Origin of the sequence: Enterobacter cloacae complex sp. 2024EL-00711 (genome assembly GCF_047529885.1) — a bacterium.
In the GTDB taxonomy this organism is placed as follows: domain Bacteria; phylum Pseudomonadota; class Gammaproteobacteria; order Enterobacterales; family Enterobacteriaceae; genus Enterobacter; species Enterobacter ludwigii.
In genome coordinates this window covers 26,507-41,879 of the sequence record NZ_JBLIZC010000008.1, presented here as the reverse complement: position 1 = coordinate 41,879, position 15,373 = coordinate 26,507, and the positions used below count along the sequence as shown (strand labels likewise).

Genomic DNA, 15,373 nt, shown 5'->3' with positions numbered 1-15,373 from the left:
AAATTACCGCGACGCTCACCGCGCGGTAATTTTCATTTTCGGTAAGGAGGATTTCGCGTTATTTATCTTGCCCTAATAAATGAATCGTCATGCAAATATTTATTTAACGCAAATTACATGGCATATAATTCTCACCCTTTCGTTTCAATGCATTACACCTCCCCTCACGTAAAATAAATACCCACTTTTATATCGACAATAATTATCCTCATTAGCGATAATACTCCGCCAAAATATAATTTTTTAAAATTACTGATTTAAATTGTTATTATTGATACGGAGTTGTTGATGAAAAAGATCATTAAATGGTTTGCTGCTGTTGCTGTCGTCGGCGCACTGGCCGGTTGCGCGCGTACCGCCCCAATCGATCAGGTTCACGCTACTGTCAGTACAGGCCACACTGCTGAGCAGGTGAAAACCGCCATTCTGAAAGCAGGCCAGAAGCGCGACTGGATCATGAGCGAAGCGGGCCCGGGCGTAATTAAAGGCCGTCTGCAGGCACGCGACCACTCGGTCGAAATCCGTATTCCTTATTCTGCGACAAGCTATTCAATTAATTACGAAAGCAGTATGAACCTGAAAGCCGCCGACGGTAAAATCCACAAGAACTATAACCGCTGGGTGCATAACCTCGACCACGATATTCAGATGAACCTCTCTGCAGGTGCCGCGCTGTAATATTTTCCTCATGTCGGGCCGAAATGGCCCGATAACGTTTTTCTCGGCCTCATAAGGTTACGCACGCATGTACGAAAAGGACACCCTCAACGCGCTGGACGCCATTACCGAAGCGCAACGCATCGCTTTTGCGCCGATGCTGTTTCAGACCGCGCGTTGTCTGCGTAATTCGGGCGTGCTTTCCTGGCTGGATAAAAAAGGGAAAACAGGGGCAAGTCTCGAGGAAATAACCGAAAACAGTACCCTGAGCAGTTATAGCGTAAGCGTATTGCTGGATATGGGATTAAGCGGACGGATCGTTACCTGTAAAGAAGGGCGCTATTTCCTGGCAAAGGTGGGTCATTTCTTATTGCATGACACCATGACCCGCGTGAATATGGATTTCACGCAGGATGTTTGTTACCAGGGATTATTCCATCTGGCCGATGCCCTGCAGGAAGAAAAACCGGCGGGATTATCCGTGTTTGGCAACTGGCCAACCATCTATCCGGCATTATCACAATTACCCGAGCAGGCAAAAGAGAGCTGGTTCGCTTTTGATCATTACTATTCTGATGCCGCTTTCGACGCGACGCTGCCATATATATTCGCAAGCTCGCCGACAAAATTGTACGATGTGGGCGGAAATACGGGTAAATGGGCGTTACGCTGCTGCCGCTATGACGACAATGTTGCCGTGACGATCCTTGACCTGCCACAGCAGATAACGCTGGCGCAGGAAAACATCGAAAAAGCAGGTTTATCTCATCGCATTGGCTTCCATGCTGTCGATATGCTTAGTCATGCGACATTGCCGGGTGAAGCCGATATCTGGTGGATGAGCCAGTTCCTGGATTGTTTCTCTCCGGACCAGATTGTCGCCATGTTGACTCGCGTTGCACAGGCTATGAAGCCCGGCGCGCGACTGTGCATCATGGAACTGTTCTGGGATGCCCAAAAATTTGAAGCCGCCTCATTCAGCCTGAATGCTACCTCGCTTTATTTCACCTGTATGGCGAACGGCAACAGCCGGTTTTACAGTGTAGAGAAATTTTATCACTACCTGGAGCGGGCCGGTTTCCACGTAGAACAGCGGCTGGACAACCTTGGGGTAGGTCATACCCTATTGATTTGTCAAAAAATTGAACAATAGAGCAGTTGAACTGCCCGGCAGGCTTGCCTGTCTTTTAATGATGGTTTTCCGCGGACGCGCGTAGATGAAATTTTCACTGAACATAATTGACTGGCAGGCAAGAGCACCAGGCCTGAGCGATGCCGCAGAGTGGCAGGCGTGGTCACGCCAGCACCTTACCCTCGACCCGGCTGCGCCGCTGCCTAAGCTTACCGAACTGCCGATGATGACCGCGCGCCGCCTCAACTCGGGCAGTAAACTGGCGGTAGACCTCGGACTCACCCTGCTTCGCCGCCACGCGATTGATGCCGTTGTCTATTCCAGCCGTCATGGCGAACTGGAGCGTAATTTCCGCATCCTGCACTCCCTGGCGACCGGTCAGGCCGTCTCGCCGACAGACTTTGCCATGTCCGTGCACAATTCGGCGGTGGGCAACCTGACGATCACTGCGCGACACCCCATCGTCTCGTCTTCTGTTTCTGCCGGGCTGGACACCTTCCAGCAGGCATTATGTGAAGTGTTGAGCCTGCTTCAGGCGGGCTATTCCCGCGTCTTGCTGGTCGATTTTGACGGTGCCCTGCCCGATTTTTATCATCCGGGTTTACCGCCGCAGATGCCCACCTGGCCCTACGCGCTGGCCCTGGTGATTGAAGCCGGGAGCACACTGCAGTGCGAAACCCGCAGCGGCAGCACGGGTGAAGAACCTCCCCTGCCGCAGAGCCTGATGTTCCTGCAACGTTACCTCCGCGATGAACGACAGTTTGTGGTTTCAGGCGAACGTCTGCTGTGGCAATGGACACGCGAATGAGCCGCCTGACTGCCCGTATCAACTGGTTATGGCGTCTCATGATGACCGGCTTCTGCTTCGTGCTGTTTGGCACGGGCGGGCTGTTGCTGTCGCTGGTGTGGTTCAATCTGCTGTTGCTGGTTCAGCGCGACCGCGCCAGACGCCGTCGCCTGGCGCGTCGCAGTATCGCGGCCAGCTTCCGCTTTTTCTTACATGTCGCCCGTGGCACCGGGGTACTGGACTATCGCATTCACAATCTTGACGCCCTTCGCGGGGATCGCGGTTGTCTGGTGGTGGCCAATCACCCGACGCTGATTGATTACGTGATCCTGGCGTCCGTCATGCCCGAAACCGACTGTCTGGTGAAAAGTGCGTTGCTCCGCAACCCCTTTGTCAGCGGCGTCATTCGCGCAGCGGATTACCTGATTAACAGCGAAGCGGAAACGCTCCTCAGTGCAAGCCAGCAGCGTCTGGCCCAGGGCGACACGCTGTTAATCTTTCCGGAGGGCACACGAACCCGGTCGGGAGAGGCAATCTCCCTCCAGCGCGGCGCGGCAAATATTGCCGTGCGCTGCCACAGCGACCTGCGCATCGTGGTGATCCACTGCAGCGAACCTCTGCTGGATAAAAAAAGTCACTGGTACGACGTACCGCCCGTAAAACCTGTTTTCACCGTAGATGTTCGCGATCGCGTGAATATCGACGCTTTTTACGATGCAAAGACACAAGAACCGGCACTGGCGGCAAGGCAGTTAAACCGGCATCTGCAGCATCGATTAACATCAGGCCTTCAATCTTTGTCAGGAATTAATGATGCAAGCGCTTCATCTTGAAATTAAAAATCTCATCATCACCACGCTGAATCTGGACGAGCTCACCGCCGAGGATATCGATACCGATGCTGCGCTGTTTGGTGATGGACTGGGTCTCGACTCTATCGACGCCCTGGAACTTGGCCTGGCCGTGAAAAACCAGTATGGCGTGGTGCTGTCTGCCGAAAGCGAAGAGATGCGTCAGCACTTCTTTTCCGTCGCCACGCTGGCTTCTTTTATCAACGCTCAACGCGCCTGAGATGTGATCCGTTATGACTGAACAAGAAACCATTTATCAGGAAGTCTGCGAACTCCTGGCTACGCTGTTTGAACTCGACCCACAGGAAATCACGCCTGAGGCTCGCCTGTACGAAGATCTGGATCTGGACAGTATCGATGCAGTGGACATGATTGTTCACCTGCAGAAGAAAACGGGGACGAAAATCAAACCGGAAACCTTCAAATCTGTCCGTACCGTGCAGGATGTGGTTGACGCTGTCGCTCAGCTTTTGCGCGACGAGTAAACCACCGTGCCTGGAGGACGAGCGTTTCCGGCGATCCCACTCCTGACGGGAGTCGTGTTGCTGGCGTGGCCATTCCTGATTGGATTGGGGCTGACGCACAACGGTCTGCACTGGCTGTTGCCGCTGATGGCCCTGGTGCTGGTGCTGCGTCTGCATCAGGCGCGGCGAAACGCAGGCCCGATGCGGTATGTGGTGCAGTGCATTGCGCTGGCAGGCCTGGCGCTCTGCGCGGCGAGCTATCTGCTGAAAGCGCATCAGTGGCTGCTGCTCTATCCGGTGGTGGTTAATCTCGTGATGCTGGCCGTGTTTGGCGGCTCACTGTGGACAACCATGCCGCTGGTTGAACGGCTGGCACGTCTGCGTGAACCGAATTTGCCTCCGGCGGGTGTGCGATATACCCGTAAGGTGACGCTGGTGTGGTGCGGGTTTTTCCTCGGTAACGGTGCGATAGCCCTGTTTACCGTGCTACACGGCGATATGCATGTCTGGACAGTGTGGAACGGTATGGTGGCTTATTTTCTGATGGGCACGCTGATGGCGACAGAGTGGCTGGTGCGTCAACGGGTGATGAAAAAAGAGAAGCTCGATGAATAAACCCCTCCCGCTGGGCCAGTGGTTAAATGCTCCACGCCCTGACGACATGCCGATCGCCTGGCTTGACGATCGCACCTGGACGCTGGGTGAGTTGCGCCACGATGTCACCTTGCTGGTAGAAGCATTGCGACAGCAGGAGGGTGAACGCTGGGCGCTGTGCTTTGAAAACAGCTACCTGTTTATTGTTGCGCTGCTGGCCTCACTGCATGCCGGTAAAACCCCGGTCATTCCAGGCCATAGCCGGGTCTCTCTGCTCGACGAACAGCAGTCGCTGTTTAGCGGTGTCCTGAGCGATCAGACGCTGGATATTCAGGGAAAGGTCATTGTGGTGACCTCCTCCCCCCAGACCGCGCGCCAATGGGCACCGTTGCCCGTCATTGACGACGCGCGCTTTGTTGAGCTTTTTACCTCGGGCTCCACGGGCACCCCACGCCGGGTCATTAAGCACATCACCAGCCTGGACCGTGAAGCATGCCTGCTGGCGAACCGTTTTGGCGAACGCCTGGCGGGCTGCAGCATTGTGGCCTCGGTCGTACCACAACATCTCTATGGCCTGACGTTCCGCATCATGTTGCCAATGGCGATGGGGCTTCCGCTGCACGCCGCCATGCTTTATTACGCTGAGCAGCTGGCGGCACTCCCTCACGACAGGCAGTACCTTTTTATCAGCAGTCCGGCGTTCCTGAAACGGCTGGATACCGAGCTGACTGCCCCTCCCGTCGTGATGCTGATCTCCGCTGGGGGAATGCTGCCCTGGTGCGATGTCACGGAGACCCATGGCTGGCTTAACGTCTGGCCGGATGAAATCTATGGCAGCACCGAAACCGGGATCCTCGCCTGGCGGCACCGTCAGGCGGACAGCGTACCCTGGTTCGCCTTCCCCGGCGTGGTGTTCCACAGTGAAGGGGAAATCTGCCGCGTGACCTCCCCGCTCATTCACGAAGCCGCAGGGTTAGAGCTGGACGATATCCTGCACTTCGACAGTAACGGTTTTTTTAGCATTGCCGGACGTCGTGGTCGGGTGGTCAAAATCGAAGAAAAGCGTATCTCACTGAACGAGATTGAACGTCGCCTGCTGGAGCTTGAGGGCATATGTGAAGCCGCAGCATTACCGGTTACCCGCGGAGGTCGTCAGGGTATAGGTGTCCTGCTGGTTCTGGATGAGAAGACCCGTCAGCGCTGGCATCAGCAGGGCAAAAAAACGCAGGAACTGGCCTGGCGCCGCGCCCTGCGGCCCTGGCTTGAGCCGGTCGCCGTCCCCCGCTACTGGCGCATTATCGATGAGATGCCGGTAAACAGTATGAACAAGCGTGTCTATGCGCAGTTACAGGAGTTGTTTCATGAAAATTCATGAAATCGAACGCCACCAGGCACAGCCGCAGCACCTGGAAATCGTTTTGCATCTTGACCCCTCCCTGTTCTGGTTCCAGGGGCATTTTGCCGTACAGCCGTTGCTGCCAGGTGTGGCACAGATTGACTGGGTCATGCACTACGCCACCACGCTGCTGGCACCGGGTTACCGTTTTCACAGCATCCAAAATGTGAAATTCCAGGCCCCTCTGCTGCCGGATACCACGGTCACGCTGGTCCTTAACTGGCATGCTGAACGTCAGATACTGACCTTCAGCTACCAGCGCCATGCCGGTGACGATCGCCATACTGCCAGCAGCGGGAAGATTCGCCTGTGTCAGTAACCTTCCGCCCCTGCGTGCTGATCCCGTGCTACAACCATGGCGCGATGATGGCAAAAGTACTGTCGCGGCTGGCGCCGTTCGGCTTGCCCTGCCTGGTGGTCGATGACGGAAGTGACGAGCAGACGCGCCGCATTCTGGAGCGTCTGGCCGCCGGGCAGCCCCAGGTTACGCTGGTACGTCTGGCGCAAAACGCAGGTAAAGGTGCCGCGGTCATTAAGGGGCTGGAAGAGTCTGCCCGTGCGGGCTATACCCACGCCGTACAGGTGGATGCCGACGGCCAGCATGCTATTGAGGATATCCCCAAAATGCTGGCTCTGGCTGAGCGTCACCCGGAGGCGCTGATTTCTGGCCAGCCCATTTACGATGATTCCATTCCGCGCTCCCGCCTCTACGGTCGCTGGATAACGCACGTGTGGGTATGGATTGAAACCCTGTCCCTGCAACTTAAAGACAGCATGTGCGGTTTTCGGGTCTACCCGGTCTCGCCCACGCTGCAGCTGGCCGCACGTGTGCCGCTTGGCAAACGTATGGACTTTGACACCGAAGTGATGGTCCGTCTCTACTGGCAGGGCAATACCAGCTATTTTCTGCCGACCCGCGTTACCTATCCGCCTGACGGGTTATCCCATTTCGACGCGCTCAAAGACAACGTGCGGATCTCACTGATGCACACCCGGCTGTTCTTCGGCATGCTGCCCCGCATTCCCGCCCTGCTGTTGCGTCGTCGCCGCCAGCACTGGGCGCAGCAGGACGAGGTGAAGGGCCTGTGGGGAATGCGCCTGATGCTGCGCGTCTGGCAGCTGTTTGGCCGCCGGGCCTTTACCGTGCTGCTGTGGCCGGTTATCGGGGTGTACTGGCTTACGGCCCAACAGGCGCGACAGGCTTCACAGCAGTGGACAGCACGAGTGAAGCAGGTGCTGACGCAGCGGAACATGCCTGTTCCGCCACGCCTTAACAGCTTTTTCCATTTTATGCGCTTCGGTAACGCCATGCTGGATAAAGTCGCCAGCTGGCGCGGCGAACTGACGTTTCATCGTGACGTGGTCTTTGCTCCCGGTGCGTATGACGTGCTGGATGCTGACGCATCGCAAGGCAAACTGCTGCTCGCATCGCATCTTGGCGATGTGGAAGCCTGCCGGGCACTGGCTCAGCTGGAAGGCAGCAAAGTCATCAACGCGCTGGTCTTTAGCGATAACGCGCAGCGCTTTAAACAGATCATGACCGAGATGGCACCCCAGGCAGGGGTTAACCTGATGCCCGTGACGGACATTGGGCCGGATACCGCTATCGCCATCAAAGAGAAGCTTGAGCGCGGTGAATGGGTCGCCATTGTGGGCGATCGCATAGCGGTCACGCCACAGCGCGGCGGCGACTGGCGGGTGATCTGGAGTTCGTTTATGGGACAGCCCGCCCCGTTCCCGCAAGGGCCGTTTATCCTCGCCTCCATTCTGCGCTGCCCGGTGGTGCTGATTTACGCTCTGCGTCAGCAGGGTGCGCTCACGATACACTGCGAGCCGTTTGCCGACCCGCTGCTTCTGCCACGCGGGGAGCGCCAGCAGGCGCTGCAACAGGCCGTCGATCGCTATGCACAGCGGCTTGAGCATTACGCCTTAATGTCACCGCTCGACTGGTTTAATTTTTTCGATTTCTGGCACCTGCCGGATGCCAAAGAGAAGGAGTAAAGGGTGCTGACCGATCCCCGCTTTACGACCGAAGTAGAAATCACCGTTCCGTTCCACGATGTCGATATGATGGGCGTGGTCTGGCACGGCAACTATTTCCGCTACTTTGAGATTGCCCGCGAGGCGCTGCTCAACCAGTTTAACTACGGCTATCGCCAGATGAAGGCGTCAGGCTATGTCTGGCCGGTAGTCGATACCCGGGTGAAATACCGCGATGCGGTGACCTTTGAGCAGCGCATCCGTGTACGCGCGCACATCGAAGAGTATGAAAACCGTCTGCGCATCGCCTATCAAATTTTCGACGCGCAAACCGGTAAACGCACCACCACCGGCTATACCATCCAGGTGGCCGTCGAAGAAGCCAGCCGTGAAATGTGCTTTGTCAGCCCGGCTATATTGTTTGAACGAATGGGAGTTACGCCATGAGATGGTTGCCTGTGCTGGCACTGATGATCAGCCCGCTGGTGAGCGCCGTGACGCTGGATGAGCTGCAGCAGCGGTTTACCGGGCAACCTGTCGTGCGCGCGCATTTCGAACAGGTCCGGACGATTAAGGATCTGCCGCAGCCGCTGCGCTCGCAGGGCGAAATGTTGATCGCACGCGACAGCGGCCTGCTGTGGGATCAAAAAGCGCCTTTCCCCATGACGTTGTTGCTGGATGATAAACGGATGATCCAGACGATCAACGGCCAGCCTCCGCAGACCATTACCGCCGACAATAACCCGCAGATGTTCCAGTTCAACCACCTGCTGCGGGCGCTGTTCCAGGCCGACCGCAAGGTGCTGGAAGAGAACTTCCGCATCGATTTTCGCGATCTCGGCGAAGGCCGCTGGTCGCTGGTGCTGACCCCCACAACGACACCGCTGGACAAAATTTTCGCCACCCTCGATCTGGGCGGCGCGACCTACCTTGAGACGATTCGCCTCAACGATAAGCAGGGCGATCGTACCGATATCGTCCTTTCCCGCCACACACTGACGCCCGCCAGCCTGACCGATGACGAACGCCAACGCTTTGCCGCACCGTAAATCCCTGCGCACGGCGCTGCTGTGGGCGACGGTATGCCTGATTCTGTTGGGTGTGTTGCTGTCGCTGCTGCCCGGCGCGCGCCTGAACAGCAGCGTACTGGCTATGCTGCCGAAGCAGACGCTCGGGGCAATCCCGCCGGCACTCAACGACGCGTTTATGCAGCGTCTTGACCGCCAGCTTGTCTGGCTGGTCAGTCCCGGTAAAGAACCCGATCCGCGGGTGGCGCAGCAGTGGCTGGATCTGTTGAAAAACAGCCATTCGCTCAGGGAGGTTAAAGGCCCGATGGACGCCGCCGGGCAAAAGGCCTGGGGCGAGTTCTTCTGGCAGCATCGCAACGGCCTGATTGATTCGGCCACCCGGGCCCGCCTGCAAAACGGCGGTGAGGCGCAGGCGCAGTGGATTTTATCCCAGCTCTACTCGGCCTTTTCCGGCGTGAGTGGCAAAGAGTTGCATAACGATCCCCTGATGCTGATGCGCGGCTCGCAGCTGGCGCTGGCGCAAAACAGCCAGAAGCTACGGCTGATGGACGGCTGGCTGGTCACCCAGGATGCCAGTGGAAATTACTGGTATATGCTGCACGGTGAGCTGGCGGGCTCATCGTTTGATATGCAGCAAACCCATCAGCTGGTAACCACCCTTACCGCCCTGCAGGAGACGCTGAAAACGCGCTTTCCGCAGGCGCAGCTGCTCTCACGCGGTACCGTGTTTTACAGTGATTACGCCAGCCAGCAGGCAAAACGGGACATCTCCACGCTGGGCATCGTCACGATCCTTGGGGTTATCCTGCTCATCCTGGCAGTGTTTCGTTCCCTGAAACCCCTGCTGCTGTGTCTGATTTCCATTGCCACAGGTGCGCTGGCGGGTACGGTGGTGACGCTGCTGCTGTTTGGCGAACTGCATCTGATGACGCTGGTGATGAGCATGAGCATCATCGGAATTTCAGCGGATTACACGCTCTATTACCTCACCGAACGCATGGTGCACGGCGCAGAACATTCACCGTGGCAAAGCCTGGCAAAAGTGCGTAATGCGCTGCTGCTGGCGCTCCTGACGACCGTTACCGCCTACCTGATTATGATGCTGGCCCCCTTCCCCGGGATCCGCCAGATGGCGGTGTTTGCCGCGGTGGGGCTGAGCGCCTCCTGCCTGACGGTGATTTTCTGGCATCCCTGGCTGTGCCGTGGTTTGCCGGTGCGCCCGGTTCCGTTTATGGTCCTGATGTTGCGCTGGCTGGCCGCCTGGCGACGCAATAAAAAACTCTCTGTGGGCCTGCCTGTGGTACTGGCGCTGGTCTCGGCTGCCGGGCTTGCCACCCTGAAGGTCAACGACGATATCGCCCAGCTACAGGCGCTGCCCAAAGACATTCTGGCGCAGGAGAAAACCATTACCGCCCTGACCGGGCAAGGTGTCGATCAGAAATGGTTTGTGGTGTATGGCGCATCGCCGCAGCAAACGCTGGAACGGCTGGAAGCCTTTACCCCGGCGTTAGCCCAGGCCCAAAAAGCGGGGGATATTACCCGCTGGCGGACCCTGCCCTTAAATTCGCTGGCGCGCCAGAAAAGCGATCTGCTGCTGTTGCAGCAGGCCGCGCCGGCCATAACGAACGCGCTGCGAAACGCGGGACTGAGCACCGTCACACCGAATCTGAACGCCATGCCCGTGAGCGTGGAGGCGTGGCTCGCCAGCCCGGCCAGCGAAGGCTGGCGTCTGCTGTGGCTGACCCTGCCTGACGGCGAAAGCGGTGTGTTAGTGCCGGTGGACAACGCCCGGAACAGCGCCGCACTCAGCGAAGTAGCCGCCCGTCATGCGGGCGTCGTCTGGGTCGATCGCAAGGCCAGTTTTGACAGCCTGTTTGCGCTCTACCGCACGCTGTTAACAGGGCTCTTGCTTGTCGCGCTGGCGGTGATTGCCTGCGGGGCGATGGTACGCCTCGGCTGGCGAAAAGGGCTTATCAGTCTGGTCCCGTCCGTGCTGTCGCTCAGCTGCGGGCTGGCCGCGCTGGCCGTCACGGGGCATCCGGTAAATCTGTTTTCACTGCTGGCGCTGGTCCTGGTACTCGGCATTGGCATTAACTACACGCTGTTTTTCGGCAACCCGCGCGGTACGCCGCTGACGTCAATGCTGGCCATCACGCTGGCGATGATGACCACGCTGCTGACGTTAGGCATGCTCGTGTTCAGCGCCACGCAGGCCATCAGCAGCTTCGGTATTGTGCTGGTGAGCGGCATTTTTACCGCCTTCCTGCTGGCGCCGCTGGCGATGCCTGTTAAGAAAGAGAGAAAACGAAAATGAATGCTTTTTACCGCGCAGCCGCGCTGGTCGCGACGCTGCTGCTGGCAGGCTGTAGCCATTCGACCGATACTGAAGGGACACGTCCGCAGGCCTGGCTTCAGCCAGGAACCCGAGTGACGCTGCCGCCGCCCGGTATTACCCCGGCGGTCAGTTCGCAGCAGCTGCTGACCGGAACCTTCAACGGACAAACGCAGTCCCTGCTGGTCATGCTCAACGCGGATGATCACAAAGTGACGCTTGCCGGGCTCTCTTCCGTCGGTATCCGTCTGTTCCTGGCGACTTACGACGACACCGGGATCCACACCGAACAGTCGATCGTTGTACCGCAGCTGCCTCCCGCCAGCCAGGTACTGGCCGATGTGATGCTCAGCCACTGGCCACTCAGCGCCTGGCAGCCACAACTGCCGAAGGGCTGGACGCTTAAAGACAAGGGCGATCGGCGCGAGCTACGCAATGCCAGCGGCAAGCTGGTCACTGACATTGTCTACCTGCAACGCAAAGGCAAGCGCGTGCCAATCAGCATCGAGCAACACGTCTTTAACTACCACATCACCATTCAATATCTGGGTGACTGAGATGATTTACATTTCTGCTGTTGGCATGGTCAACGCGCTGGGTAACTCGCTGGATGAGATTGCCGCTAACCTGACGGCGGGCGTAGCCCCTGGCATGCATTGTCGGTCCGGCTGGTTGCAGGATGCGCCCGACGCCGTGCTGGGTGGCGTGGAAGGCGAGTTGCCGTCCATTCCGGATACCCTGTCCGCGCACCGCACCCGCAATAACCAGCTGCTGCTGGCCGCGCTGGCACAGATTCAATCCGCCGTTGACGACGCGATTGCCCGGGTCGGCCGCGACCGCGTGGCCGTGGTTTTGGGTACCAGCACCTCCGGCCTCGATGAAGGGGATGAGCACGTACGATTAACGCTCAACGGCGAAGCCAGCACCCGGTGGCAGTATCCGCAACAGGAGCTGGGCGATCCGTCCCGCTTTCTGGCAAACTGGTTACAGCTCGAGGGCCCGGCATATACCCTCTCGACCGCCTGCTCCTCCAGCGCGCGGGCAATCATCAGCGGCCGGCGTCTGATTGACGCCGGGCTGGTGGATATTGCCATTGTTGGCGGCGCAGATACCCTGAGCCGGATGCCCGTCAATGGCTTTCACAGTCTGGAATCGCTTTCTCCAACGCTCTGCGAGCCGTTTGGCCGCGACCGTCGGGGTATCACCATTGGTGAAGCCGCTGCGCTGATGGTGTTGACCCGTGAGCCCGCCGGGGTCGCGCTGCTGGGAACAGGCGAGTCCAGCGATGCTTACCATATTTCGGCGCCGCATCCGCAGGGTGAAGGCGCCATTCGCGCCATTACCCAGGCGCTCAATGACGCGGGTCTGCAGCCGGAGGATATTGGCTATATCAACCTGCACGGCACCGCCACACCGCTCAACGATCAGATTGAATCACACGTGGTACACGACCTCTTTGGAGAAAACGTGCCCTGCAGTTCTACCAAACACCTTACCGGCCATACGCTGGGCGCTGCCGGTATCACCGAAGCGGCGTTGAGCTGGCTTATTCTGACGCGTGACCTGCCGTTACCCCCACAGGATTTCGCCCGCTACGCGCCGGACGAAACGCTGTCGCCGTGCGGCGTGCTGCACCAGAGCACCGCGCTGAAAAAACCGGTCATTTTATCTAACTCGTTCGCGTTTGGTGGCAACAACGCCAGCATCCTGCTGGGGAGAGTGTCATGAGCTACTTATCACCCGTCGACTATCTGCCGCACGATGCGCCAATGATGCTGCTGGGATCCGTTGAACGCGTCACCGACGATTCCGCCGTATGCCGTGTCGCGGTCAACGGCCAAAGCGTACTGGCGCCCTTTTTGAATGCCGAGGGCGATTTGCCTGGCTGGTACGCGCTCGAACTGATGGCGCAGACCGTTGGCGTCTGGTCAGGCTGGCATCGCCAGCAGAAAGGGCAAGATCATATTGCGTTGGGCATGGTGCTGGGTGCGCGCGAGTTGGTCTGCGCCAGTGGACATTTCGCAAAAGACGCGACGCTGGACATCACCGTCAGACTGCTGATGCAGGATGAACGCTTCGGCAGTTTTGAATGTACGATCTCCTCAGGTGAGGAGACGCTGGCCACGGGCCGGGTCAACACCTTCCAGCCGAGCGCAGAAGAATTAACATCGCTTTTTAATCAGGGATCTCACGCATGAGTCGTTCCGTACTGGTCACCGGGGCCAGCAAAGGCATTGGTCGTGCCATCGCCTGCCAGCTTGCCGCTGATGGGTTTACCGTAGGCGTACATTACCACCGTGACGCCGCAGGCGCGCAGGCGACGCTGGATACCATCACACAGGCGGGCGGTCAGGGTCGCCTGCTCTCTTTCGATGCAGGTAACCGCGAACAGTGCCGTGACGTGCTGGAGCAGAATATCGAGGCCCACGGCGCATGGTATGGCGTGGTCAGTAATGCCGGTATCACCCGCGACGGTGCGTTTCCGGCCCTCAGCGAAGACGACTGGGACAGCGTCATTCATACCAACCTCGACAGTTTTTATAACGTTATTCAACCCTGCATTATGCCGATGATCGCCACCCGAAAAGGGGGGCGCATTATCACCTTATCCTCCGTGTCCGGCATGATGGGCAACCGCGGTCAGGTGAACTACAGCGCGGCAAAAGCGGGCATTATTGGCGCGACCAAAGCACTGGCAATTGAGCTGGCAAAACGCAATATCACCGTGAACTGCATTGCGCCGGGGCTGATTGATACCGGCATGATTGAAATGGAAGAGGCTGCGCTGAAAGAGGCAATGTCCATCATTCCCATGAAACGGATGGGCCAGGCCGAAGAGGTTGCAGGACTTGCCAGCTATCTGATGTCAGATATTGCAGGCTACGTTACCCGCCAGGTCATTTCCATTAACGGAGGAATGCTATGACGCGTCGCGTGGTGATTACCGGTATGGGCGGCGTTACCGCCTTCGGTGAGGACTGGCAATCCGTTTCCCGCAGGCTGCTGGCGTATGACAACGCGGTACGCAAAATGCCGGAGTGGCAGGTTTACGATGGCCTGCACACTCTGCTGGGCGCGCCGATTGATGATTTCACCCTGCCGGAACACTATACCCGCAAGCGTATTCGCGCCATGGGCCGCGTGTCGTTGATGTCGACCCGCGCCACCGAGCTGGCACTGGAGCAGGCGGGGCTGATTGGCGAGGCGGTGCTCACAAATGGCCAAACCGGTATCGCCTATGGCTCCTCCACAGGCAGTACCGGGCCGGTCAGCGAATTCGCCACCATGCTCACCGAAAAACACACCCACAACATCACCGGTACGACCTATGTGCAGATGATGCCGCACACGACCGCGGTGAATACCGGCCTGTTCTTTGGCCTTCGGGGTCGCGTTATCCCGACGTCGAGTGCCTGTACGTCGGGCAGTCAGGCCATTGGCTACGCCTGGGAAGCCATTCGTCACGGTTATCAGACCGTGATGGTCGCAGGCGGAGCAGAGGAGCTTTGTCCGTCAGAGGCGGCGGTATTTGACACCTTATTCGCGACCAGCCAGCGCAACGATGCGCCGAAAACCACCCCTTCGCCATTTGATACGCAGCGTGATGGTCTGGTCATTGGGGAAGGCGCAGGCACCCTGATTCTGGAAGAGCTTGAGCATGCCAGAGCACGCGGTGCAACTATCTATGGCGAGATCGTTGGCTTCGCCACCAACTGTGATGCAGCCCATATCACCCAGCCACAACGTGACACCATGCAAATTTGTATGGAGCAGTCGCTGGCGTTAGCAGGGTTAAGCGCGCGGGACATGGGGTACATCTCCGCGCACGGTACCGCCACCGATCGCGGTGATATCGCCGAAAGCCAGGCCACCGCCGCCATCTTTGGCGACAACGTGCCAATTTCGTCGCTGAAGAGCTATTTTGGCCACACGTTAGGCGCCTGTGGGGCACTGGAAGCCTGGATGAGTCTGCAGATGATGCGTGAGGGCTGGTTTGCCCCGACGCTCAATTTAAGACAACCGGATGAGCAATGTGGTGCTTTAGATTATATTATGGGTGAAGCCCGTCAGATTGACTGCGAGTATCTACAAAGCAATAACTTCGCATTTGGCGGCATCAACACGTCGATAATCATCAAACGCTGGGCGTAA

Annotated in this window: 18 protein-coding genes; all 18 read left to right on the top strand. The window is 58.0% G+C overall.

The window, feature by feature from the left end; genetic code table 11:
* Positions 1-288: 288 nt before the first annotated feature.
* A complete protein-coding gene (locus tag ACMVME_RS19295) occupies positions 289-678 on the top strand; it encodes a hypothetical protein (protein ID WP_020884534.1) in 390 nt (129 codons plus the stop codon).
* A 67-nt stretch (positions 679-745) separates the two neighbouring features.
* Entirely contained in the window at positions 746-1,810 is a 1,065-nt protein-coding gene (locus ACMVME_RS19290) for a methyltransferase (RefSeq protein WP_414743484.1), read from the top strand.
* A gap of 64 nt (positions 1,811-1,874) precedes the next feature.
* A complete protein-coding gene (locus ACMVME_RS19285) occupies positions 1,875-2,597 on the top strand; it encodes a beta-ketoacyl synthase chain length factor (RefSeq protein WP_040018231.1) in 723 nt (240 codons plus the stop codon).
* On the top strand, positions 2,594-3,409 hold the full coding sequence (locus ACMVME_RS19280) for a lysophospholipid acyltransferase family protein (protein WP_025202835.1): 816 nt from the start codon (positions 2,594-2,596) through the stop codon (positions 3,407-3,409). The genes ACMVME_RS19285 and ACMVME_RS19280 overlap by 4 nt, the downstream gene beginning before the upstream one ends.
* Positions 3,390-3,647 carry a phosphopantetheine-binding protein gene (locus ACMVME_RS19275; RefSeq protein WP_020884530.1) on the top strand — a complete coding sequence of 86 codons (258 nt, stop codon included), beginning with the start codon at positions 3,390-3,392 and terminating at the stop codon, positions 3,645-3,647. The genes ACMVME_RS19280 and ACMVME_RS19275 overlap by 20 nt, the downstream gene beginning before the upstream one ends.
* A 13-nt stretch (positions 3,648-3,660) precedes the next feature.
* A complete protein-coding gene (locus ACMVME_RS19270; RefSeq protein ID WP_014172033.1) occupies positions 3,661-3,912 on the top strand; it encodes an acyl carrier protein in 252 nt (83 codons plus the stop codon).
* Between the two features lie 6 nt (positions 3,913-3,918).
* Positions 3,919-4,506: a hypothetical protein gene (locus tag ACMVME_RS19265; RefSeq protein WP_014172034.1), complete on the top strand. Its 588-nt coding sequence runs from the start codon at positions 3,919-3,921 to the stop codon at positions 4,504-4,506.
* Positions 4,499-5,860, top strand: coding sequence for an AMP-binding protein (locus tag ACMVME_RS19260; protein ID WP_221716997.1), 1,362 nt, complete (start codon positions 4,499-4,501; stop codon positions 5,858-5,860). Before ACMVME_RS19265 ends, ACMVME_RS19260 begins: the two co-directional genes overlap by 8 nt.
* Entirely contained in the window at positions 5,847-6,200 is a 354-nt protein-coding gene (locus ACMVME_RS19255) for a beta-hydroxyacyl-ACP dehydratase (RefSeq protein WP_020884527.1), read from the top strand. The genes ACMVME_RS19260 and ACMVME_RS19255 overlap by 14 nt, the downstream gene beginning before the upstream one ends.
* A complete protein-coding gene (locus ACMVME_RS19250; protein WP_414743483.1) occupies positions 6,191-7,882 on the top strand; it encodes a glycosyltransferase family 2 protein in 1,692 nt (563 codons plus the stop codon). Before ACMVME_RS19255 ends, ACMVME_RS19250 begins: the two co-directional genes overlap by 10 nt.
* 3 nt (positions 7,883-7,885) lie before the next feature.
* Positions 7,886-8,308, top strand: coding sequence for an acyl-CoA thioesterase (locus ACMVME_RS19245; protein WP_014172038.1), 423 nt, complete (start codon positions 7,886-7,888; stop codon positions 8,306-8,308).
* Positions 8,305-8,910, top strand: coding sequence for an outer membrane lipoprotein carrier protein LolA (locus ACMVME_RS19240; protein ID WP_025202832.1), 606 nt, complete (start codon positions 8,305-8,307; stop codon positions 8,908-8,910). The genes ACMVME_RS19245 and ACMVME_RS19240 overlap by 4 nt, the downstream gene beginning before the upstream one ends.
* Entirely contained in the window at positions 8,879-11,203 is a 2,325-nt protein-coding gene (locus tag ACMVME_RS19235; protein WP_414743482.1) for an MMPL family transporter, read from the top strand. The genes ACMVME_RS19240 and ACMVME_RS19235 overlap by 32 nt, the downstream gene beginning before the upstream one ends.
* The gene (locus ACMVME_RS19230; protein WP_014172042.1) at positions 11,200-11,778 is read left to right on the top strand and encodes a DUF3261 domain-containing protein; all 579 of its coding nucleotides are present in this window, start codon (positions 11,200-11,202) and stop codon (positions 11,776-11,778) included. Before ACMVME_RS19235 ends, ACMVME_RS19230 begins: the two co-directional genes overlap by 4 nt.
* Position 11,779: 1 nt before the next feature.
* On the top strand, positions 11,780-12,949 hold the full coding sequence (locus ACMVME_RS19225) for a beta-ketoacyl-[acyl-carrier-protein] synthase family protein (protein ID WP_047355831.1): 1,170 nt from the start codon (positions 11,780-11,782) through the stop codon (positions 12,947-12,949).
* A complete protein-coding gene (locus ACMVME_RS19220; RefSeq protein ID WP_020884522.1) occupies positions 12,946-13,419 on the top strand; it encodes a hypothetical protein in 474 nt (157 codons plus the stop codon). The genes ACMVME_RS19225 and ACMVME_RS19220 overlap by 4 nt, the downstream gene beginning before the upstream one ends.
* Positions 13,416-14,147 carry a 3-ketoacyl-ACP reductase FabG2 gene (locus ACMVME_RS19215; protein WP_020884521.1) on the top strand — a complete coding sequence of 244 codons (732 nt, stop codon included), beginning with the start codon at positions 13,416-13,418 and terminating at the stop codon, positions 14,145-14,147. Before ACMVME_RS19220 ends, ACMVME_RS19215 begins: the two co-directional genes overlap by 4 nt.
* Positions 14,144-15,373 (top strand): beta-ketoacyl-ACP synthase, encoded by a 1,230-nt coding sequence (locus ACMVME_RS19210; protein ID WP_020884520.1) that lies wholly within the window; start codon positions 14,144-14,146, stop codon positions 15,371-15,373. Before ACMVME_RS19215 ends, ACMVME_RS19210 begins: the two co-directional genes overlap by 4 nt.

Bases quoted from the DNA above. Each gene is read 5' to 3' on its own strand.
- ACMVME_RS19295 (WP_020884534.1), top strand. From the start codon at position 289: ATGAAAAAGATCATTAAATGGTTTGCTGCTGTTGCTGTCGTCGGCGCA.
- ACMVME_RS19290 (WP_414743484.1), top strand. From the start codon at position 746: ATGTACGAAAAGGACACCCTCAACGCGCTGGACGCCATTACCGAAGCG.
- ACMVME_RS19285 (WP_040018231.1), top strand. From the start codon at position 1,875: ATGAAATTTTCACTGAACATAATTGACTGGCAGGCAAGAGCACCAGGC.
- ACMVME_RS19280 (WP_025202835.1), top strand. From the start codon at position 2,594: ATGAGCCGCCTGACTGCCCGTATCAACTGGTTATGGCGTCTCATGATG.
- ACMVME_RS19275 (WP_020884530.1), top strand. From the start codon at position 3,390: ATGCAAGCGCTTCATCTTGAAATTAAAAATCTCATCATCACCACGCTG.
- ACMVME_RS19270 (WP_014172033.1), top strand. From the start codon at position 3,661: ATGACTGAACAAGAAACCATTTATCAGGAAGTCTGCGAACTCCTGGCT.
- ACMVME_RS19260 (WP_221716997.1), top strand. From the start codon at position 4,499: ATGAATAAACCCCTCCCGCTGGGCCAGTGGTTAAATGCTCCACGCCCT.
- ACMVME_RS19255 (WP_020884527.1), top strand. From the start codon at position 5,847: ATGAAAATTCATGAAATCGAACGCCACCAGGCACAGCCGCAGCACCTG.
- ACMVME_RS19240 (WP_025202832.1), top strand. From the start codon at position 8,305: ATGAGATGGTTGCCTGTGCTGGCACTGATGATCAGCCCGCTGGTGAGC.
- ACMVME_RS19235 (WP_414743482.1), top strand. From the start codon at position 8,879: ATGACGAACGCCAACGCTTTGCCGCACCGTAAATCCCTGCGCACGGCG.
- ACMVME_RS19230 (WP_014172042.1), top strand. From the start codon at position 11,200: ATGAATGCTTTTTACCGCGCAGCCGCGCTGGTCGCGACGCTGCTGCTG.
- ACMVME_RS19225 (WP_047355831.1), top strand. From the start codon at position 11,780: ATGATTTACATTTCTGCTGTTGGCATGGTCAACGCGCTGGGTAACTCG.
- ACMVME_RS19220 (WP_020884522.1), top strand. From the start codon at position 12,946: ATGAGCTACTTATCACCCGTCGACTATCTGCCGCACGATGCGCCAATG.
- ACMVME_RS19215 (WP_020884521.1), top strand. From the start codon at position 13,416: ATGAGTCGTTCCGTACTGGTCACCGGGGCCAGCAAAGGCATTGGTCGT.
- ACMVME_RS19210 (WP_020884520.1), top strand. From the start codon at position 14,144: ATGACGCGTCGCGTGGTGATTACCGGTATGGGCGGCGTTACCGCCTTC.